General features: G+C 45.8%; 20 protein-coding genes and 2 pseudogenes. 16 read left to right on the forward strand and 6 right to left on the reverse strand.

The window, feature by feature from the left end:
• Positions 1 to 43 precede the first annotated feature (43 nt).
• The 4 genes and pseudogenes from gntR to WN56_RS17070 form a co-directional block, all read left to right on the forward strand.
• Positions 44 to 1,045, forward strand: a complete 1,002-nt coding sequence (gntR, locus tag WN56_RS08970) for a gluconate operon transcriptional repressor GntR (RefSeq protein ID WP_082084442.1) — start codon at positions 44 to 46, stop codon at positions 1,043 to 1,045.
• A gap of 35 nt (positions 1,046 to 1,080) precedes the next feature.
• A complete protein-coding gene (locus WN56_RS08975; RefSeq protein ID WP_046074675.1) occupies positions 1,081 to 1,299 on the forward strand; it encodes a hypothetical protein in 219 nt (72 codons plus the stop codon).
• A 194-nt stretch (positions 1,300 to 1,493) separates the two neighbouring features.
• Positions 1,494 to 4,634, forward strand: coding sequence for a DUF3427 domain-containing protein (locus WN56_RS08980; RefSeq protein WP_046074676.1), 3,141 nt, complete (start codon positions 1,494 to 1,496; stop codon positions 4,632 to 4,634).
• Between the two features lie 458 nt (positions 4,635 to 5,092).
• Positions 5,093 to 5,284, forward strand: a pseudogene (locus tag WN56_RS17070) (integrase); the annotation flags it as partial.
• 71 nt (positions 5,285 to 5,355) lie between these two features.
• On the opposite strand, the gene WN56_RS16565 reads toward WN56_RS17070, so the two are convergent.
• Positions 5,356 to 6,291, reverse strand: coding sequence for a hypothetical protein (locus WN56_RS16565; RefSeq protein WP_052708055.1), 936 nt, complete (start codon positions 6,289 to 6,291; stop codon positions 5,356 to 5,358).
• A gap of 425 nt (positions 6,292 to 6,716) precedes the next feature.
• Between WN56_RS16565 and WN56_RS08990 the strand changes: the two genes are divergently transcribed.
• The gene (locus WN56_RS08990) at positions 6,717 to 7,391 is read left to right on the forward strand and encodes an inovirus Gp2 family protein (protein WP_046074677.1); all 675 of its coding nucleotides are present in this window, start codon (positions 6,717 to 6,719) and stop codon (positions 7,389 to 7,391) included.
• A 75-nt stretch (positions 7,392 to 7,466) separates the two neighbouring features.
• Here the strand turns inward: WN56_RS08990 and WN56_RS08995 are convergent, their stop codons facing one another.
• Positions 7,467 to 8,027 (reverse strand): tyrosine-type recombinase/integrase, encoded by a 561-nt coding sequence (locus tag WN56_RS08995; protein WP_046074678.1) that lies wholly within the window; start codon positions 8,025 to 8,027, stop codon positions 7,467 to 7,469.
• A 175-nt stretch (positions 8,028 to 8,202) separates the two neighbouring features.
• Positions 8,203 to 8,706, reverse strand: coding sequence for a DNA repair protein RadC (gene radC, locus WN56_RS09000; protein ID WP_077676327.1), 504 nt, complete (start codon positions 8,704 to 8,706; stop codon positions 8,203 to 8,205).
• A gap of 157 nt (positions 8,707 to 8,863) precedes the next feature.
• Here radC and WN56_RS09005 point away from each other — a divergent pair, with 157 nt between their 5' ends.
• The 8 genes and pseudogenes from WN56_RS09005 (at position 8,864) to WN56_RS09040 (ending at position 15,908) form a co-directional block, all read left to right on the forward strand.
• On the forward strand, positions 8,864 to 9,046 hold the full coding sequence (locus WN56_RS09005; RefSeq protein WP_046074679.1) for an AlpA family phage regulatory protein: 183 nt from the start codon (positions 8,864 to 8,866) through the stop codon (positions 9,044 to 9,046).
• A gap of 2 nt (positions 9,047 to 9,048) precedes the next feature.
• Positions 9,049 to 9,927: pseudogene (locus WN56_RS09010) on the forward strand (IS5 family transposase).
• 235 nt (positions 9,928 to 10,162) lie between these two features.
• On the forward strand, positions 10,163 to 10,960 hold the full coding sequence (locus WN56_RS09015) for an iron-containing redox enzyme family protein (protein ID WP_046074680.1): 798 nt from the start codon (positions 10,163 to 10,165) through the stop codon (positions 10,958 to 10,960).
• On the forward strand, positions 10,953 to 12,230 hold the full coding sequence (locus WN56_RS09020) for a pyridoxal phosphate-dependent aminotransferase (RefSeq protein WP_046074681.1): 1,278 nt from the start codon (positions 10,953 to 10,955) through the stop codon (positions 12,228 to 12,230). The genes WN56_RS09015 and WN56_RS09020 overlap by 8 nt, the downstream gene beginning before the upstream one ends.
• A 55-nt stretch (positions 12,231 to 12,285) precedes the next feature.
• On the forward strand, positions 12,286 to 14,004 hold the full coding sequence (locus WN56_RS09025) for an FAD/NAD(P)-binding protein (RefSeq protein ID WP_046074682.1): 1,719 nt from the start codon (positions 12,286 to 12,288) through the stop codon (positions 14,002 to 14,004).
• Positions 14,005 to 14,035: 31 nt separating this feature from the next.
• The gene (locus WN56_RS09030) at positions 14,036 to 14,566 is read left to right on the forward strand and encodes a cupin domain-containing protein (RefSeq protein ID WP_046074683.1); all 531 of its coding nucleotides are present in this window, start codon (positions 14,036 to 14,038) and stop codon (positions 14,564 to 14,566) included.
• Positions 14,566 to 15,321: a sulfite exporter TauE/SafE family protein gene (locus WN56_RS09035; RefSeq protein ID WP_046074684.1), complete on the forward strand. Its 756-nt coding sequence runs from the start codon at positions 14,566 to 14,568 to the stop codon at positions 15,319 to 15,321. Before WN56_RS09030 ends, WN56_RS09035 begins: the two co-directional genes overlap by 1 nt.
• A 5-nt stretch (positions 15,322 to 15,326) precedes the next feature.
• Complete coding sequence (locus WN56_RS09040) at positions 15,327 to 15,908, forward strand: O-methyltransferase (RefSeq protein WP_046074685.1); 582 nt, start codon at positions 15,327 to 15,329, stop codon at positions 15,906 to 15,908.
• A 107-nt stretch (positions 15,909 to 16,015) separates the two neighbouring features.
• Here WN56_RS09040 and WN56_RS09045 read toward each other — a convergent pair.
• A protein-coding gene (locus WN56_RS09045; protein ID WP_231637428.1) for an IS3 family transposase occupies positions 16,016 to 17,126 on the reverse strand; the annotation gives its coding sequence in 2 pieces (ribosomal slippage) (positions 16,016 to 16,874 and positions 16,873 to 17,126; 1,113 coding nt in all).
• Positions 17,127 to 17,219: 93 nt separating this feature from the next.
• On the opposite strand from WN56_RS09045, the gene WN56_RS17200 reads away from it, so the two are divergent.
• Together WN56_RS17200 and WN56_RS09055 are read left to right on the forward strand one after the other, a co-directional pair.
• The gene (locus WN56_RS17200) at positions 17,220 to 17,768 is read left to right on the forward strand and encodes a hypothetical protein (protein WP_369795705.1); all 549 of its coding nucleotides are present in this window, start codon (positions 17,220 to 17,222) and stop codon (positions 17,766 to 17,768) included.
• A 102-nt stretch (positions 17,769 to 17,870) separates the two neighbouring features.
• A complete protein-coding gene (locus tag WN56_RS09055) occupies positions 17,871 to 18,149 on the forward strand; it encodes a hypothetical protein (RefSeq protein ID WP_046074687.1) in 279 nt (92 codons plus the stop codon).
• On the opposite strand, the gene WN56_RS09060 is transcribed toward WN56_RS09055, so the two are convergent.
• Complete coding sequence (locus tag WN56_RS09060; protein ID WP_046074688.1) at positions 18,146 to 19,360, reverse strand: site-specific integrase; 1,215 nt, start codon at positions 19,358 to 19,360, stop codon at positions 18,146 to 18,148. The genes WN56_RS09055 and WN56_RS09060 overlap by 4 nt on opposite strands.
• 186 nt (positions 19,361 to 19,546) lie before the next feature.
• Positions 19,547 to 20,410 carry a YicC/YloC family endoribonuclease gene (locus WN56_RS09065; protein WP_046074689.1) on the reverse strand — a complete coding sequence of 288 codons (864 nt, stop codon included), beginning with the start codon at positions 20,408 to 20,410 and terminating at the stop codon, positions 19,547 to 19,549.
• 160 nt (positions 20,411 to 20,570) lie between these two features.
• Between WN56_RS09065 and rph the strand changes: the two genes are divergently transcribed.
• Complete coding sequence (gene rph / locus WN56_RS09070) at positions 20,571 to 21,290, forward strand: ribonuclease PH (RefSeq protein WP_046074690.1); 720 nt, start codon at positions 20,571 to 20,573, stop codon at positions 21,288 to 21,290.
• Positions 21,291 to 21,375 lie beyond the last annotated feature (85 nt).

Raw genomic sequence — 21,375 nt, forward strand, 5'->3', positions numbered from 1 at the left:
GTATGATGGAGCCAAAACAAGACTGCATCAACGAAAGACCCAGATGGCGAATAAGAAAAAGCGACCGACATTACAAGACATTGCCGACCGAGTCGGCGTCACCAAAATGACAGTAAGCCGCTGTTTGCGCGATCCGGCGATGGTCTCGGACGCCGCCCGTGAAAAAATCCAATTAGCAGTAGAGGAGCTGGGTTACATTCCCAATCGTGCCCCCGATATTCTCTCCAATGCAAAATCCCATGCAATTGGCGTACTGGTGCCTTCGCTGACTAACCAAGTCTTTGCCGAAGTGATCCGCGGGATTGAATCCGTCACCTCACCAGAGGGCTATCAAACCATGATTGCCCACTATAGCTACAGCGCCGCGCTCGAGGAGCAGAGTATTGAGTCTTTGCTCTCGTATAACGTCGATGCGATCATTTTGTCCGAAAATGTCCATACCGATAGAGCGCGCAAAATGCTGCAAACCGCCTCGATTCCGGTGATTGAAATCATGGACAGCGTGTCGCCACGCATCGAGCAAGCGGTCGGTTTTGACAACACCAAAGCCTCGCGGGATATGACCAACGCCCTGATTGAAAAAGGGCGCCAATGCATTGCATATTTTGCCGCCCGTATGGATGAGCGCACGCGCTTAAAGCTTGAGGGTTATCATCAAGCGATTGCTCAAACCCAACAAGCGCCGATCAGCCTGCAAACTGAAGACGCCTCGTCATTTACCTTAGGGGCCAAGTTACTCGGCCAGATCCTCGAGTTACATCCCGAGGTGGATGGCATTGTTTGCACCAACGATGACCTGGCGATTGGCGCTTTATATGAATGCCAACGACGCGGGATCAAGGTGCCGGAACACATTGCGATTGCCGGTTTTCACGGTCACGACATCAGCCAAGCCATGCTCCCCAAACTGGCGACAGTGATCACCCCCCGAGAAGAAATCGGCCGCGTCGCCGCCACCGAGCTTATCTCCCGACTCCGCGGCGCCGACACCTGGCCGAGCCACATCGATCTTGGCTACCGCATCGAACACGGGGAGAGTATTTGAGGCAGGAGCCATAGCACAGCGGTGGGGCGTTGTCTGTGAAAGCGTTAACCGCTATTTATCGCCAGCGTGAGCCTGGTTGCCAGCAAGCGCATGAGCAAGCGGATCGTACTTGCCCCAGTGGCTGCGATCCGGCATCACGCTATTTGCATCAGCCTCACGATAATGCTGCTTCCTTTGTTCAGTTATTTAAGCGCTCTGTAGCAGCCAATAGCCGTCGTGAAGTGTTATTAGCAAAAAATATCGTTGAGTTTTGATTGGCTGAAAGCCTTTGTGCCCGCCTCTAGGTCTACACATTGTTACCTATTAAGTCACTTTGTGTAGACCTCAGATGAGAGTGTGACTTAACTCTTTGTTGCTATTGTTTGAAAAGTATAGAAAAGTGATCCTTTCATAGCGCCTACAACCCGTGGTTTGTAAGGTGAAACTGGCTCATCACGTGGAAGGAAAAATGCAGCAGGTCGGAATTTATGAGCAGCTGGTAACGCAGCTTATTGAGAGCCGTATTGATCGAGAAAGATTTTATGTTGGCGAGCGAGCGCTTACCAGCAACGAGGCGTCAGTTTGGTTGTCTCGTTTTTTATCGCATGTTTTGCACCATGTACTCGACGCCGTGCCTGCCAGTGATGATCGCCTAGAGCAGCAAATCACACTATCCAACCAATTCTTGCTTTGGCTGAAAACCCAGATCCACGATAAAGACATTATCGACGATAATTTGCTCGCGAGTCAGGGAAAAATCCTGACGGCCCTTTATGAGTTTGAAAACCCGATAGCATCTGATTTAGCGCGCTATGTGCAAGATATTTTCCCACTCACCGGCTTAACGCAGAGTGAGCTTTTTTGTGGCAGTAATGCGGGTCTTTCATTGGAGTCAGAGCTGAAAAGAGAGATTTTATCCGCAGACAAAATCTATTGGTTGGTATCATTCATCAAGTGGGCGGGGATAAGAATTTTCCGTAAAGAGCTGGAAGCCTTTACTCGCAGTGGCCGCGAGTTAAAGGTCATCACCACGTCATACATGGGCGCGACAGATGCGAAAGCGGTGGAGTACTTAGCCAGCTTACCCAATACCGAGGTGAAGTTAAGCTACAATACCGAGCGCGAGCGTCTGCATGCAAAAAGCTATTTGTTTTTACGCGAGACCGGCTATCACACCGGTTATATCGGATCGTCAAACCTCTCTCACTCTGCACTGACGAATGGGTTGGAGTGGAATCTCAAAATTACCTCGCAAGAAATTCCCCACATTATCAATAAATCACTCAGCACCTTTGAAACGTATTGGGCGTCGAATGAATTTGAACGATTTGACGGAGATGCAAAAAGTACCGAAAAACTGAATCAGGCCCTTCGGCAGCAGCGTAGTGGTGACGAGGATAGTGCTACGTTTTTCTTCGATCTCTCTCCTTTCCCGCACCAACGTGAAATTCTGGAGCAGCTGACGGTTGAACGTCAGACGCATCAGCGTTTTCGCAATTTAGTGGTGGCGGCAACAGGCACTGGTAAGACACTGATCTCTGCGTTTGATTTTGCCCGTTTTTTGAAAAAACACCCTGATGCCAACTTTTTATTTGTGGCTCATCGTGAAGAAATCCTTAAGCAGGCGCGTGCGGCCTATCGAGGCGTATTACGTAACAGTACCTTTGGCGAGCTGTGGGTCGGTGGTCACACGCCAGATCATTACAGGCAGCTATTTGTCTCGATTCAAACATTGAACAACCAGCTCGATACGCTCAACTTGACGGCCGATTACTATGACTACATTGTGATTGATGAAGTGCATCATATTGCGGCGAGCAGTTATCGAGCGGTTTTGCACCACTTTTCGCCGTCAATACTACTGGGTCTGACGGCGACACCCGAGCGTCACGATGGCGGCGATATTCTCGCGGATTTTGGTGGTGTTATTGCGGCTGAGATTCGGTTGCCAGAGGCGATTAACCGTCGTCATCTTTGCCCATTCCAATATTTTGGTATTGATGATGATACCGATCTACGGACCATTCCTTGGCAGCGTGGCCGCTATGATATTGCACAGCTGACTAACCTCTATACCTCCAACCAAGCACGGGTGGATAAGATATTACTCAGCATGAACGAGATCATCACGAGTCTTAGCCGTATGAAAGCACTCGCTTTTTGTGTGAGTAAAGAACACGCTCAATACATGGCTCAACAGTTTTCACTGCAAGGGCTTAAGGCGGATGTGTTAACCAGCGACAATCGGCATGAGCGCCAGCGAAAGCAGCAATCGCTGCGCGCCGGTGAGGTCAATGTGCTTTGTGTGGTTGATATTTTCAACGAGGGGGTCGATATCCCTGAAGTAGATACCTTATTGTTTCTGCGTCCCACCGAGAGTTTAACCATTTTCCTTCAGCAACTAGGCCGCGGTTTACGGTTAGCCGAGGGCAAAGAGTGCTGCACCGTCCTCGATTTTGTCGGTCATTCGCGTCCCGAGTATGACTTTGCAAACAAGTTTCGGGCGCTGGTGGGTAAGAGCGCTCGTGCGATTAACCGTGAGATTGAGCAAGGCTTTCCCCATGCGCCTTTGGGCTGTCGCATTGAGCTTACTAAGCGCACCCAAGAAATGGTCTTGGATAACATTAGCAAAGCGTCTCTAACGTTAAGGCGCTTAGTGGCAATGGTTCGGCAATATCCTCAGCACACCCATCTGCCGATGACGCTAGCGAACTTTCTAACCTTGTATCCGCATATTGATTTGAACGAACTATACAAGCGAGGCTGCTGGTCAGAATTGGTGTTCAAAGCAGATCTGCAGGTCAATGATTATTCTGTTGATGAAAGTGCATTTAAAACAATCAAGAAAGCGATATTTCAGCGGATTTTAACCACGGATGATCATGCGTATCTAGAGTTTTTAAAGCAGCTTTGCCAAACAGACTTTGCGCCTGATACGGGTAACGAACGGCATCTACTCATGTGCCATTATGATGTTTGGCAACAAACAGGGCCAGCTCTTGGCTTTTCATCCATTGCGCAAAGCTTTGCCGCGTTAAAACGGCTGGGCATCAAAGCAGAATTAATGGATGTGGTGAACTGGAAACTGGCACAAACCAAGCATGAGCAGTTAAGGATGGACGATTTACCTGATGTGCCATTACGGCTTCATGCTCGATATGCGCGTGAGCAAATCTTGGTTGGGTTTGGCGCTACCACCTTGGAGCGGCAGCCACCTGCACGAGAGGGGCTCTATGCGCTGAAAGATCAAAACATTGAGTTGTTATTTGTCACCTTGGATAAAAATGAAAAGCAATTTTCCCCGACGACCATGTATCACGATTATGCGATCAACGCATCACGCTTTCACTGGCAGTCGCAAAACAGCTCGCGCCCAGATAAAGGCCGAGGCAAAGATTACATTCAACATCAAAAGATAGGGAAGCGCCTGTTTTTGTTTGTACGAGAGCAAACTAAAGATGAATTCGGGCGTACCATGGGATTTGTGAATTTTGGCGAAGTGAATTATATCTCACACACCGGCTCTCAGCCGATGAATATTACGTGGGAGCTGGTCACCCCGATGCCAAACTTTATGTGGCAGCAAGCGGCGAAGTTGGCGGTAGGCTAGGGGATAGCGAATCTTTTGTAGACACTGGTTGGATGATTAATGTGGGAGGGTAGAGCAAGCGATGACTGAGAATACGTGGGCATTGATTGGGCTCTGGCTATTTTTTACTGCGGTATTCGCGTGGTGTGGGCTCAGCCTAAAAATCCAAAAAATGAGTCAAAACAGTGAAAAGCGGGATAACACAAGCGGTTAATACAGATTTACTTTACCGCTCCCACCAAAGGGGTCTATTCGCATAACGCTATAGGCGATACAAAACAACCCGACATGTAGAGCCGAGCTGTCTTTATGTGACTGATAGTTAAGAGCCGCGAATCGCTATTTATCACTCAATATTCTGGATCTGAATGTGGGTTTTATTTAAATTCTTATATATATCAGTCGCTTATGATGGATTGTTTCTTGAATGTCGATTGTTACCCACCATGTTACCCACCTCTTGGTGAGGTGGCATATTTTGTAGCGAAATGGGGCTAGTCATTGTTGTCATTGAAAAGACCGTTGGTCACCAGCTACCAGGGATGTTCAGGGGTGTACAACCACTATGATAACCTTGATGAACAGCGGACGTCTTAGAGGCTTGGGGCGATAAGTTTCTTTCTTTAACGCAGGAGAATGTTCACCCGTTACCATCGGCTAAAACAAGCTAGCAGGGGCTTGTAGGCTGGCAGCGAGAGCCAGCCTCTTCATGCTCAAACGCATCATTACCAAACGCTCTGTGTCAGTCTTTTATTTCAAAACCGGACCGTTCCCCTTCTTCACGAATCAATGTCTCTACAAGCTCGTTGATACGCATTCCTTTTCTATCTGCTAGTTCGTCGAGCATCGTTTTTGCCGTTTTAGTTAAGCTGATACTGTAAGGCTTTTTTCCGTTCTTCTTATCTCTGAACTTCTTTTGGCTCCAAGCCCTTTTCATATTTAAGATGAGCAAGTTCTTTTTGTCTAAGTTCTCGCTCAGTAAGTCAAAGCCTGTGATTAGCGCTTGTTTCTTGTCACTCTTCGCTAAGAACCTGAGCAGTCTACCACTGAAAAAATATTGAGAAGTCAGATAATCCCAAGCCCAATCAATTTGGATCTCGTTATCAGTGATCCACTTCACTATCCGTTTGTCACTCTCTATCTCTCGCCATTCTTGTACCAGGAGTTTGTTGACCCTTCCAACTTTCTTGTTACTCATTTCAGAGAATACAAAGCAGTTTTCAATCTCCTCTCTGATTCTTTTTATGTCTAAGGATAATTCATTGAGTTCTTTTCCTGATATCGTTGTTGTCTTTCTTTCTTCTCTGTCATGGAGGTCTATAAGCATATTTCGCGACAAAGCCCCATGAATATCCTTTCTATGTTTTTTCATAAAAACCAAGGCCCAGTATAGAAATCTTGGCTCAGCTTCTTTTATCCAATCGAGATCGCCGTTTTCTTTTCTGCTATTTATGAACGCCTTCTTCATTTTTTTAGCAAGATCAGAATACTCTCTTGTGCTTGCTATTTTTTCATCTGCTTCTTCGAATGTGATGTCTGGGTCCATCAAGAATGAATGCTTTTTTATTCCTAGGTTTTCTTGCAAGTATTTAATGTAAAAAATCCGCTCCTTTGATGAGCGTATTTTTAACTGTGTTTTGAGGGGTTCAGGTTCTACAGTATTACTGGTCATTACCATTACCATTACCTTGTAACTAAATATGCCCTATATCGTACATTACTAAACTATTACTGTGTAGTATTTATAGTGGTTTTATGACAAGTGTCTCGTGGTTTTACACAGTGTTTGTCGTGGTTCTAAGCCAACTTTATAGTGGTTTTAGAGTGATTTTATTAAAGGGGTACACCCATATAAACCGCTATGAGACTGGGTTTTTTATTCCTGTAGATAGGATGTCATAACTTCCACATGCTCAGATCATCGGTGAGAGAGGGAGAGACTAGGTTGGCTGGTGGGTGACATCGTCACAGTGGGAGGGGGATTTGTCGGTATAGTAATATACGTATTAGCTCTTCTCTTCATATACCCATTACCTGTAAAGCAGATAAGGTAAAAAATAATGTAGTCAGTGTTCCTTTGTAGAACTCAAAGAGGAACATAAAATGAATCAAAATACCTATGAGGGGTTTCCCATTCTCCTACCTGTTAATGAATGTAAGGGAAGGTATTTAGATAAAATAAGAGAGGTGTTAGCTGATGGATATCATGACTATAAAAACCTCACTATTGCTCGTCTTGACTTAAGGTTTCCAGCTATTGATGAGTCTGATGACTTTCTGATGCGTGATGAGGTGTTTTCGTTAAGACGGAGGAGAAAAGATACCGTTAAAGTTTTTATTCGAGCTATTGAATTAGAAATGGCAAAGCAAGAGTGTGAGAAGCGAGCGAAGGGTAAGCGGGTGCATCGTTGTAAGGTGCGATATGTATGGGCAAGAGAGCGCGATGGTTCACACAACGACCACTATCATTTCGCGTTGGTTTTAAATAAGGATAGGTTTTACCGTTGGGGAAAGTTTGAGAATGTTGAGTGCGGTGATGGTTTATATAATATCATTGTACGTGCCTGGGCGAAGGCAATCGGCCTGTGTAACAATCAAGCGATGGGGTTAGTGCATATCCCTGATAATAGTATTTACTACCTTCACGGACGTCCTGAGAGCTCTGAACGCGCTGAGCAGGAGTATAAAGATATATTCTATCGACTAAGTTATTTAGCCAAAAAAAGAACCAAGCGTCGCAACGAGGGATTTCGTTGCTTTGGTTCTAGCACCAAGTGAGCGGTGCGAATCGTTTTTTATTGATGATATATATTTAAAATCCCGTCGGCCGTACTGTCATGGTGCGGCCTTATTTCATATCTCTAAGGCAATAAAATCATTGTCGACATCCTCCTGTGTAATACCAATATAACGAAGCGTGATGCCTTCTGAGGTATGGCGCAGCATTTTCATCACCCGACCAATATCTTTTGTGGCTTGATACAGCATATAACCGCGTGTTTTTCGCATTGAGTGCGTCCCTAACGAGAGGTTGAGCTCTTGCCCAACCTGTTGAAAGGCCAGAGTAACAGCACGCCGAGAGAGCGGTTTAGGCGGCAACTGCTTAATCTGCTGACAGCGGTGAGATTGAAACAGGTAGACGTGGTCAGGATGGTCTGCCCGTATCTTTTCAATGCGCGCCAGTGTTTTGGAGTTGAGCTGGATATCAGCAATCTTACCTGTCTTACGCTCTTTGATTCGCAACCGGTCACCGTGGATGTCGTCGAACCGAATGGCAAGCAGATCGGAGATACGTAACGCCAGGTTTAACCCGATATACCAGACGTCAGCCATTTGGCGGTGATAACGAATACTCAATAGATGACCGATAAGATGAACAGTCTCAGCGTCTTTGATGGCTTGAACTTCTGACATGGCTTACTTCCTTTTTTCTTCACAGAGAGAGGTTTTGAGAAGCACAGCACGACAGCGACAGCCGGACCCTTGTTGCGCCTGGGTTGGCTGCTTCCCGTTTTAACATAATGAGAAGCAGGGAAAGGTATCGCTGCCTGTGTGCTTGTGTGGCGTGTAAAAATGGCCTGCGAAGCCGCTACACGACTGGGATCCAGCCTCGCTCGGCGAAAGACACACAGTCTTCACCGACAACCACATGATCTAAAACGCGAACATCGATAAGGCCCAACGCCTTGATCAACTTGTCAGTGATGTGACGGTCTGCCTGTGACGGCTCGGCAATCCCCGAGGGATGGTTGTGCGCAAAGATAACGGCGGCTGCATTGTGGCTCAGTGCCGCTTTCGCCACTTCGCGTGGATAGATAGACGCGGCATCAATGGTGCCAAAGAACAGGATATCGAACTGGATCAGCCGATGTTGGTTATCCAGCAGCATCAACGCAAACACTTCACGATCGTACGCGCCGAGTTTGAGCTTTAGGTATTCCATCACGTTGTTAGGGCTCGTGAAGGTGCCTTCGCGTTTGTACTTTTGTGCCAGTGCTTCTGCCGCGTGCTCTAAGAGCTGGTTCAAATCAGATGGCTGGTGGGCAGGGTAGTTGTCTGCAGGGGTAAACAGAGGAGTGTGTGACGTACGCATAGGGAGTCTCCTTTAAGTGATTGATGTGGCTATGCGTATCGATGACATATATCTGAAATCAGGTTGGTTAGGGGAGTGGATACCCCAAAAGCTAATCACGGTAAAAATTAACGCATGGGGACTTGTTATGAGTTGAACTACCTAACAAGGACCAATCATGAAGTTTTTAAAACTACAACAAGTTATGGAAAAGACCTCACTGTGCAGCAGTAGCATCTACAACTTGATGAAAGAAGGTGACTTCCCCAAAAACATCTCCGTGATGGGTAAGCGTAAGGCCTGGTTGGAGAGTGAAGTCGAGGAGTGGATGCTGAGTAAGCTTGAAGAGTGTGAGGGGTGACAATGGTTAACCGTGGTTTGGTTACCCCTTGGGTTGATGACGCCGCCATCCAGAACGAGTATTACAAAACACATCATGGCAAACGAGGCAGAGGGTTTACGTTTACCGATGGTGCCATTGAAACAGCACTGATGGTTAAAGGCATTTTCAAGCTCCCTCTTCGCGCCCTTCAAGGCTTTCTCGACTCGATATTTGGTTTGATGGATGTACCGCTAAAATCGCCGTCATACAGTTGTATCAGTAAACGGGCGAAGACGGTTGAGGTTAACTACCGATTACCCAGTCGTGGGCCCGTTGCTCACGTCGTCATTGATGCCACCGGTTTAAAAGTGTTCGGCGAGGGAGAGTGGAAAATGCGCAAACATGGCAAGGAAAAACGCCGTGTTTGGCGCAAGCTGCATCTCGCGATTGACGACAGTACACATGAAGTGATTTCTGCCGTCGTTAGCTTAGCGTCTGTTGGTGACAATGAAGCCTTGCCGACGCTGCTCAACCCGCTACGCCGAAAAATCGCCCAAGTCAGTGCTCCAAGTCAGTGCTGATGGGGCCTATGATCCCAAAGCCTGTTATCAAGTGTTCAGGAAAAAAGGCATCAAACCGGCCATTCCACCACGCAGCAATGCGGGTTACTGGGAAGACGGCTATCCTCGTAATGAAGCCGTCGGTGCCTGGAAATCAGGTGACTTGGAAGACTGGAAACAAGAAGAGGGGTATTACTAACGTGCTCTATCAGAAGCTGGAATGTTTCGATACAAAACGTACTCAGCCCTTATCTGACTCTGCGCAATTACAATGCACAATTTGGCGAAGCATTGGCCAACGTGAAAGCGATGGACAAAGTCAATCAACTCGGTATGCCTGTTAGTTACCGAGTTGATTGATGGGGGCAACCCCATTGGGATCAGTGCGTTAGGTGAATAATTTGATCAACAACGCCAACTAATACTTTTGTCTAATGTAATTATTGTGTTAAATTTAATACAGTTGATATGTAACGAGTTGTACAAAACTTGATTGCATATTATTTAACTATTTACATTATAAAGAAACTAAACGATTGGTTATCCCATCTCCATCAGATGGAATAATAAAGGTTAGTTATAATCTGGAGGAGCAATGTCAACACAATTAGATAGTAACGTGGATAAGCTAGACTTTTTTTTATCTGAGTTGGAGTTTCACTCTATCTTCAATAATCCGTACTTTACTTATCTCTCTGAGCATAAATGGTCACCCACTACATATGAGCTTTTCCGAGCTAACTTTTTCTTTCGAACTGAATTGACAGTAAAGGGTATTGCACACGTATGTTCACGATCGGCTGCAATAAATGACATGGACACGCTGATTCTTTTTTCCTACATACTATGTGAAGAAACAGGTATGGGTAACAAGAACCATTGCCATGAGATTTTCATGGAAAATGCCCTTAACCTGTTTGGTTCTCGAGAGTTTGGTTTGGAGCCTTTAAGTGTTAAAGATGCAAGCTTGAGCCCATACATTCTAAATGAGACCTTGCAATATCGTGAGCGAATTCTAGAGCTCATTACTGATAGTTATCCAAAGATGCTTGGAGTTGTGATGGCACTTGAAACACATGCCGACATAATGCTCACGGCGTTTAGAGAAGCCTTCCGATTCAGCAGAACAAAACTAGACACAGATACTTATTTAAAGTCCGTGGAAGTTTACTTCAATGCTCATGTCGACAATGGGGTTGAAGAAAGACATGCGGAAGACGCAAAACAATGTGTGATCAACAACTGTCGCAGCGAAGAAGATTTGAAAGACATTATCTATGGTGCCACTGAAATGCTGAAAGTACAGGAAGCCATGTGGGAAGCAATGTATACAAAAGCGGTTGAGCTTGAAAAATCAGAGCAACTTGTTGGGAGCGATAACATTCATGCGTAATTCTTCTTTCTCTTCAGCAGCAATGAACCTTCGAGAGTCCATTACCCACGGTACTAAAGCTAGGATCGCGGCCATAAATCAATCCGCTCGAGTAGGCGAAGAAGTTATTGACCTTAGTATAGGTACCTTAGATGACCTAGCTGACAACCGAATCAACGAAGCCGTAATCAGATTCATCAAAGACAATCCAAGAGCAATTCACGAGTTCGCACCAGTCAAAGGTTTTGACTTTCTGCGCCAATCCATTAGCGAAAGAGTCGAACGATTCCGTAAGGTTAAATACTCACCGGATAGTGAAATTATGGTAACCCCAGGGGGCATTAAGGGAGCGATCACAGTTGTATTCCAAACGTTTCTAAACCCTGGAGATGAAGTCATTGTTCCTTTACCAAACTGGCCACACTATGCCGATATGATTGAGCTTCATGGCGGTGTAATGAAGGGAGTGATGGTTTCTGACTTTTACAATAAAGCCCTGTCTCCTGATACTTTGGATGAAGTAATTACTGACAAGACTAAGATGGTAATTCTGGGAGATTGTGTTAATCCTTCCGGGAAAATTTATAGCTATGAAGACCAAAGGCATTTAGCCGAAGTTATTTCAAAGCACAATATCACCCGAATGAAAAAGGGTCTGCCACAGATTCAGGTTCTATTTGACTGTCCTTATGAGTCCCATATCTTGAATGGTCCTCAGACAATCTCCTCCATAACAATTAAGGTTGAACCTGGTCAAGAGTACCAAATGAAAGATTGCACATCTTTTGTAACAGGCCCTGGTAAAACCTATGGTATGCATGGAGATCGTTTAGGCTACATTTGTTCAACTGCAGAAAATATAACTTTAATGGCTAAAGTCCAGGTGAATCTCAACTCATTTTCTTCTACATATGCACAAGTAGCTACAAATGAAGCAATGCAGGAGTATATGGATGAAGTTGCTACTTCCCGAGCCATAAACTCTCGAGCAAACCTACAATGGTTCATCGAAAAGCTTAATGCGATTCCGGGCGTACGTGTTCCTAGTCCTGAAGGGGGATTTTTCATCTTTGCTGATCTTTCTGCATATGGTGAACAAATTGAACAATGTGGCTTTTCTAGTGCAGAGGAATTCATCTTGGAGCACGCAAAGGTTGCTTCAATTGGAGGTTTACACTTCGCCGAGGATGCTTCTGAGTTGAGGCATTACATACGCATGAATACTGGCCGAAGTTCTGATTGTCTCGCATTGGCAGTTGATCGAATTAATACCGCACTGCAAAGCCTATAACTTTTATTCATAACCTCGATGTGTCAATACGTTGAGGTTGTAAACGAGGTTTAATATGTCTAGTGAAGTAAAAAAGCTTTGTATAGTTGGAACTGGTTTTTCTGGGACTGCTGCATTTTTCCATCTCGTTAAATACTTAACCGAGCGAGTTAGTTTCACCACAGCCGTCGAAATCATAACAGTTGAATCGAGACCGGATAATGGACCAGGTTTTCCCTATGCTCCTGCTGAACTACTACCTGACCATCTATGTAACAATCAAGCAAAAGTAATGTCTCTGTTCGGCAATGACTTTGTTGATTGGATGGTTGCAAATAGAAGTCGTCTTTCTGAACAGTATCCCCAGTTCATTAGAGAAACACATCCAAATATACCTCCTAGCGAATGGAATCCAGATCCCGATGCATTTTATCCGAGGGCGTTATTTGGTGTTTACCTGCGTGAACGCTTCGAAAGCACACTGAAAACTGCTCAAAGCCATGGTATCTCAGTTCGAGTCCTTAACGGTTACAGGGTTATTGATGGCTGTCGACGTTCTGGAAAACTTCAGGTTACCTTGATCCAAAACAATCGTGGCACGAAAGAAGAAATCACAGGAATTGATAAGTTATTGCTGTCCATTGGTCATTGGGTACCGAAAGACACTTCCACTTTCGATAAATCCAGAATGTACCTAGATAGTCCCTACCCTTTTTCAAGACTGAAAGCATATGTCACAGAGTGGCACAAAAATCAGCCTGATCGTATTCCTCGCGTGTATGTAAAAGGAATGGGACCAAGCGGAATAGACGGGATTCTGTCTCTTGCAGGGCCTGGACGATTTATATATTCAAATCTAGGTGAAGTTGTCAGTTACCAGACACCTAAGCAAGGTGAGCGCGTTAAAATCATTGCTGGAAGTCGTTGTGGCTTCTTCCCAGCTGTTCGTGGGAAAGTGATGGACTATCAGTTTAAATACTTAATTGAAGACACATTCTCCGAACTCGAAGCGGCCTTAGATAGAAAACTCAGCCTTGATGATGTCATCAAATTAATAGATTTAGAACTACTTGAAGCAACATCTGGTAGACTCTGCTGGCAAGATGTTGTACAGCCAAAATTTGAAAATGCGTATCAAAAACTTAAGCATGATATTGAATGCCCTTTAGACAATGATTTCGTGCACACCATCTTGCTTAAAGCGCGCAGAATGAAGTTTTATCGCTTCCTCAATGACAGTGAAAAGGAAATCTACGACCGTGAGTTAGACTCACACTTTATTCGCGTAGCAGTGCCCATACCGAAACAGAACGCAGCAAAGCTTATAGCGTTGTTTGAGAGTGATGTCCTTGAGTCGATTCGAATCGGTTACGGGAAACAGAGAGAGCCCAGATTCAATGGCACGGAATACGAGATAACACTGCCAGACAGTGAGTCATGCTTTGTAGATGCAATAATTCGAGCTTCAGGGCAGAACTTCAAGCTTAATGCTCATCCTTCTCGACTTGTATCTGCACTTCTGGAGCGAGGTGAGCTAGTGGAGAACCGAGAGGGGAATTATTACACCGGAGGAATAAAGCTGGTAAGCGATGAGTCGTATCAAGTCGTTCGACTAGACAATGATACTGGTCAGTTTAAGCCTTCTCAGAACATTTACTCATATGGTGTGCTTAATCGCTATTGGCAAAATGAGAGAAATTTTTCTGCAGCTTTTATAGATGCAGCAATTTGGCTGGCTGAGGACTGGTCCTGCTTTTGTTCCAACGCATCCCATATTCCAGCTGATTTAGCTTAAAAAATTTGAAAAATTAAAAAGAGAAAACAAAATGGAAATGAAAGAGTTTTACTATGAGAATGGCATCCGAGTGAGCCTATTCAATCTCGACCATAAAGCGGTACCATTTCACTTTCACCAAACAGTTTCCGACATGATTTACTGCTCTAAAGGCTCTATCAAGATTGAATTGCCTGAAATTGGAGGGCTGTACAAAGTAGCTACTGGTAACGTATTTCAGATCCCACCCCGTGTTAAGCATAGATTTGCGAACGGGGAAGAAAACGGTCAGGCTAGCCGCTATGTTCTCCTGCAACTGGGCTGCTTTGATATTGAGTTTTTGGATGATACTTCATCCCTACAGGACATGCTCAAGGAAACAGAGCTTAAGTTAGATTCCTCCACACCTGTATACATAGAGAATCGTAAGGATGAAATCTTAACTCTCGCGAATAAATTCTCACGAAATAAACCGGATGTCCTTACTAATGAAGAAAATAATGATGTTGTCGAAGCGTTGAAGTTATTTGCTTCTGAAGGCATAACTTCGCCTTACCCGGACAAAAGAGCTGTGATTGCTTAATGGAATATGATGTTTCAAAAGTCGTCCTGATAATGCTGGTTTTTTTGATTGCTGGGACCATAAAAGGGGTGGTTGGCTTAGGCCTTCCCCCCGTTGTGCTAGGGTTGTTAACTGCTGTGATCGGCATTCATCCTGCCATGGCGATGGTTGCTCTGCCCGCATTCATCACCAACTTCTACCAGGCAGCATCGGGAAATAATGCAAAGATTCTTGGTAGAGAATATTGGGTGTTCTTTCTTTCAGCCACCTTATTCGTCGGCGTTGGTTGCTGGATGGCCTTGTCTGTTAATCATCAATATATGGCCGTAATGCTGGGTATTTTACTCACTGTATATGCGGTTGCAGGGCTTTCTAATTTTCGCTTAGTAATACAACAACGGTGGCAAAGTATTTGTGGGGCTGTAATGGGTACATGTAATGGGATCTTCACTGGCTTAACGGGTTCTTCCGCCGTGCCAGGGGTTTTCTACTTACAATCGTTAGGGTTGTCGAAAGAGCAATTGATCCAAGCTATGGGTATTCTGTTTACTTTCTCCTCAGCCGGTTTGAGTGTCGGACTGTATCTGCAAAACCAGCTAACCTTTTCATCTAGCGCCATCTCCCTCGTCGCCTTGATCCCTGCTGTTTTTGGTATGTGTATTGGCGCTCTAATACGAAAACGTCTATCCATTAAGGCTTTCCAAACAACGTTTTATATATCTTTGCTAATACTTGGCTTGTTTATCGTCCTTAAAAATAGTGGTATTTGGAGTTAGGAAACATGAATGAAACTATGAAGCTATTGAAAAGTTTAGCCGCCAAAGGTGAAGACAATGACCGTTTAGTATCTGATAAAAACAAAAAGTACCTCAACATCACTCATGATACAGGTGAGTTCCTTTCTGTGATCACAAAGGCAACCTCGGCTAAACGTATTCTGGAGATTGGTACCTCAAACGGCTACTCAACCATTTGGCTTGCTTACTCACTATGCGAAACCGGGCAAGTTATCACAATTGAATGCGACCCGGATAAAGCCCAAGAAGCACAAGCCAATTTTAAAAAAGCTAACTTGAATGAGCGCATTCGTCTTGTTAAAGGGGAAGTTAGCGATGTGCTCCCTCCGCTTAATGAACAGTTCGACCTAGTTTTTCTTGATGCCGACAGAAGTATCTACATGAATATTCTTGATGATATTCTGAGGTTGACAAAGAGAGGCGGGGTAATTATCTGCGACAACGCTATTTCTCATTATGATGAAATCAAGGATCTAATTGATTACTTCAACCGTCAACAAGGGTATACGACTTGTCTAGTCCCTGTAGGGAAAGGTGAATTTACAGTTTACAAAGGAGTTGACTAATTAAATATGTTCCATCTCAACTTCAAGAAATAATAATTCCTTTGGAAGATCCAGTAGTTAGTAAGATCGAATAAGAAACCGTCTGTTCAATTGTAATCATCCCTGTTTTAGTGGCACTCTAAATTAGAGTTTTTCCTACTTTCATGCCTTGCTAAATACTCCCAAGGGGTCAGATCATCGAGTGAGTCATGAGGGCGTTCATCGTTGTATTCCTTCATCCATTTTTCTGTCAGGTCTCGGACTTCACTTAAGGTTTTGAACACGTACATGTTGAGTATTTCTGTCCGATAAGTTCGGTTAAATCGCTCTATATAGGAGTTCTCCGTTGGTTTGCCTGGGCGAATAAATTCCAACTCAACTGCGTTCTCTTCCGCCCATTCAGCCAGCGTGGTCGAGATGAATTCAGGGCCATTATCCATGCGCAGCTTACTGGGGTACCCTCGCCAAGCAATAATGCGTTCTAGCACCCTTATAATGCGTGGTGCTGGCAGATTGAGATCTACTTCAATCGCTAGCACCTCACGGTTGAAATCGTCCACGACATTGAACGTACGAAAGCGCCTGCCGCAGAGCAAAGAGTCACTCATGAAATCGATAGACCAGCAACTGTTGATCGACTCTGGACATGCCAGTGGTGCTGGATTTCGTTTAGGTAGGCGCTTTTTTCCCTTGCGCCGTAGGTTTAGCTTGAGCGAACAGTACACTCGATGGACTCGTTTATGATTCCATCGGTGTCCCCAGCGCCTAAGTACTTTAAATAATTTGCCAAAATCGTAGGCAGGATAACGCTCTGCTGCGTCCTGCAACGTCGCGATAACCTCATCATCCCGATGCGGATCTGGTCGGTAACGATAGACTGAGTCGCTAATGCCAACTACGCGGCAGGCCATTCGCAAACTGACCTGATAGTGTTTGCGAGCGTAATCGACAAGCTCGCGCTTAACCGCTGGCCCTACAGCTTTTTTCCAGAATATCTTTAACGATACGGTGCTCAAGGCTTAGGTCGGCAAACATTTGCTTGAGCCTCCGATTCTCATCCTCAAGCTCTTTAAGCCGTTTAACATCTGACGCTTCCATCCCACCATACTTGGACTTCCAGTTGTAGTATGTTGCATCAGAGATGCCATATTCGCGACAGACTTCGTTGACCTTTCGGCCTGCTTCGACTTCCTTCAAGATCTTTACGATTTGTGTTTCTGTGTAGCGTGATTTTTTCATCATGCGTTCTCCGTTTGTTTCAGTGTAAACGGAAAAACTCTAATTGCTAATGACCAGTTTTTTGGGGAGGGTTACAGGCTGAATGCGGCTCGAATAGTAGGGGCACTATTACTTGAGGGTGCGGGGGTTGATCATGCTGCTGGAGAGTATTCACTTTCAGGTTTTTTATGGAATTCAGACACTATATATGAAAATTATATCTTTTGGTTATGTCGTCGTGCGGCAAGCCGAAATGGTAATCGTATTAGTAAAGGGGAGCTAAAGTTTGGAAGAGTAATTCAAGGTGACGGCGGCAGGTTAAAAACGACTCCCGATGTAGTATTTCATGATGTTAATGGTAATACACTTGCAGTTGCTGATGCTAAATATAAACGCCTTGGAACTCGACCGAAAGCTTCCGACACGTATCAGGTATTAGCCGCTGGACATGTGTTAGGTTGTCAACGAGTCTCGCTAACTTATCCTGTAGCTACTAATCGTGAACCAACAGTTTGGAGAGTGCCTTCCTCTTTGGGGGCTAGAGATATAGAGTTGACTACTTTACCCATAAATCTGATGAGCCTAACTGTATCGGGAGGGCAAAATGCTTTGATTGAAACAATTAGATCATGGCTAGATAAAGAATTATTCTCGATAGTTTGAATTTACGGTATCAGAATATCGGTAAGCGACCATTTATCCCCACATTCAGATAACCACTATGACCTGATATTGATATAGCTCCTTCACTATCGGAGCGATATCATGACACGCGAAGATAAGATGAAACTCTGGCAGGAGCGCCTGCAGCATCAAAAAGATAGCCAACTCACCATCGCCGCTGGTGCGAACTGCACCAAATTGCCCAATGCGCGCGTTTTTGTGCTTGTTTCATCGTACCTCTGCTCAAAAAGGTACTATGGTAATGCCCGTGTCTTATGGGTATGTGGGGTTTATCAACCGCTTACGTTCCCTCGTGCTACTCTGCTGATTGAGGACAAAGTCTGGCTATGGTCGTCAGAGACTCGTTCTTATCATTTCTAGATCCAGTGTAAGCCATTCGCTAGAGCGGAAAGTGCTTCTTTCCGCTCGTCAAAGTAATCATACCTATCGTAGATCCCTTCAACGCCTTTGAGTTTATGGTTTAGGCATCTTTCTGCAATGTGACCTGGTGTGCCTTGTCGTGCCAGTAATGTCCGGCATGTACGGCGTAAGTCGTGCACTGCAAAATGTGGCATGTCGCCCATTACATTCGGTGCAGGTTTTTTTTTGCCTGGCTCTTTACCGAATAATTTTGAAATCGCACGATTGAGCGTATCTGGGCCCATATGAGGTCGCTTGCTGGCGCGTCGGCTCGGAAAGACATAGTCTGAACCACAACCTCGGATTTTTAACTCTTCTAACCAGGTAACGACCACTGGCGCTAAAGGAATATCTAACGCAACGCCGGTTTTACTGCGCTCTTTAGGGAGCATCCATACCCCTGCTTCTAAATCAAACTCTTGCCACTTCGCTTCACATAGCTCTGATTTTCGTACCCCCAAGCAAACCAATAACGCACAAGCGAGATAGTTATCGCGACCAAAACTAGTTTGATATGCCTTTGCCGTAGAAAAAAACTGGTTTAGTTCCTCTGGGGTCAAGGCTCTATCCTTGCTGTGCTCAACACCACCAGCGTCTCTTACTGTAAAAGCTGCCGCTGGGTTGCCGTTCATAAGGTCGAGTTTGATGGCATGGTTAAAGAGTTGTTTACAGTAACCTAATGCATCGTTCGCTATTGTAGGCCTGCCAGAATTTGTAATCGCATTAATAGTAAAACGAATATCTCGCGCTGTGACTTGGTCCAGTAAGATCTCACCAATATGCGGCGCAATGTCTTTCGTGTAGATGCGTTTAGGAATATCGGGGTATTTGAGACGTTTAACGAGAGTGGGGTACCAATCTTCGAAAAGGTCGTTCACTGTTTTTATTTGTACTTGTTGGACTCGTTTTCGTTGCAAGAGCGGATCGAACCCATCCCGCAGTTGTTTCATCTTGGCGGCAGCGTCTAATCGAGCATCCTGGAGCGATACATCGCGTACCTTCCCGAGACTCATCTCTCGTCGCTTTTTGTTTGAGGTATACCGTAGCATCCAGCTGGGCAGACCGGAGGCAGGCACAACAAGGTATAAGCCACCACCGTCAGCATAGCGTTGAGTCTTCTCAGTTCTTGCTTTAATCAGCGCGTCAACTTTTTTTACCGTTAGCTTTCCCATTGCATTCTCCATACCCGCAACACGATTACCCACCACCTTACTGATAGTATAATCTCATTACCCACCATATTACCCACCATTTAGTGGTGGGTAAAGGTGGTTGACTATGTAATGCTATGGAAGTTATACAATCTCTAACTTACTGTTTTAATGTGACTGTAAGGTGGTTATGTTTAGATATGGAGTTTATTCAATATTCTGGATCTGCTCGCGCATTTGTTCGATAAGCACTTTAAGTTCGACGCCGGAGGCGGTGATCTCGGTGCTGATTGATTTGGAGGCGAGGGTGTTGGCTTCGCGGTTGAACTCTTGCATCATAAAGTCCAAGCGTCGGCCGCAGGCTCCGCCTTTTTTGAGGATTTTTCGCGCTTCTGAAACGTGTGAGTCCAAGCGGTCAAGCTCTTCCGCAACATCCACTTTTTGCGCCAGCATCACCATTTCTTGCTCAACGCGGGCTGGATCGAGTTCCACTTGTGCTTCCTCTAAGCGCGTGGTCAAACGCTCACGCTGCCACTCAATCACGGTGGGCATCTTTTCGCGTACTTTGATCACTTCAGCGCTAATCGCATCGAGTCGCTGCTCAATCAGGGCTTTCATGTTCTCGCCTTCGCTGGCACGTGCGGCGATAAAGGCATCGAGCGCGTCATCAAGGCCTGCTAATAAGGCGCGGTGTAGCTCGTCGGTGTCTTGCTCCGGCGCTTCCATCACGCCTGGCCAGTTCAGGACTTGAAACGGATTGATGTTGCCTTCACCCGCGGTCTCTTTCACCCACTTGGCGGCGTGAATCACTTGCTTGGCCAAGGCTTCATTGATGGTGAGCTTATCTTGGCTGGCTTGTGAGGTATCAAAGCGCAGGTTGCATTCCACTTTGCCGCGGGCTAGGCGTTTGCGAAAACGCTCGCGTACCACAGGCTCAAGGCTACGTAGCTGCTCAGGCATGCGAATGTAGGTTTCGAGATAGCGCTGGTTAACGGAGCGGATTTCCCAAACCGCGTTGCCCCAATCGCCCTTGAGTTCTTGACGGGCGTAGGCGGTCATACTGTGGATCATGTGTACCTGCTCTTATGTGCTGAAGGTCAATGGCAAAGATTATACGCATCCATGCCCTTGCCGTCAGCTGTCTTGGCCTGTGGGGTGGACAGGGATCGCAAGAGGGCGGAGAAACACGTATAATCGCGACCACATTCTTACAGTCAATAAGGTAACTTGCATGCGCCCAAGTGGAAGAGCACTCGACCAAATTCGTCCCGTTAGCTTTACCCGCGGTTTTACGGCCCACGCAGAAGGCTCTGTGTTGGTGTGCTTTGGTGATACCAAGGTGATCTGTAACGCCACGATTGAAGAGGGCGTGCCGCGCTTTTTAAAAGGCAAGGGCCAAGGTTGGGTGACTGCCGAGTATGGCATGTTGCCGCGTGCAACCCACACCCGTAACCGTCGTGAAGCGTCAAGCGGTAAACAAGGTGGCCGTACCGTCGAAATTCAACGTTTGATTGGCCGCAGTTTGCGCGCCGCGGTTGATTTAAAAGCACTGGGTGAGCGCACCATTACCGTTGACTGTGACGTGATTCAAGCAGATGGCGGCACGCGCACGGCGTCCATTTCGGGGGCGAGCGTCGCCCTGGCAGACGCACTTAATGCGCTGGTACGCGATGGCAAGCTCGCGGCCAACCCGATGCGTGGCCATGTGGCCGCTGTGTCAGTGGGTATTTATCAACAAACGCCGATTTGTGACCTTGAATACGTGGAGGACTCGGCGGCCGATACCGATATGAATGTGGTAATGCTCGAAGATGGCCGCATGATTGAGGTGCAGGGCACCGCCGAAGCGGAGCCGTTTACCCCCGATGAGCTAAACGCGATGCTCGCGTTGGCCAGTAAGGGCATTGATGACATTGTCGTCGCGCAAAAATCGGCACTCGCCGACGCATAACAGATTGAATAGCTCCCACATCGGGGGCTATTTTTTTATCTATCCGACCCGGGTGACATGTGGCGTGTCACCAAGACAACCAAGA

The organism is Salinivibrio sp. KP-1 (assembly GCF_000968645.1).
GTDB classification, from domain to species: Bacteria; Pseudomonadota; Gammaproteobacteria; order Enterobacterales; family Vibrionaceae; genus Salinivibrio; species Salinivibrio siamensis.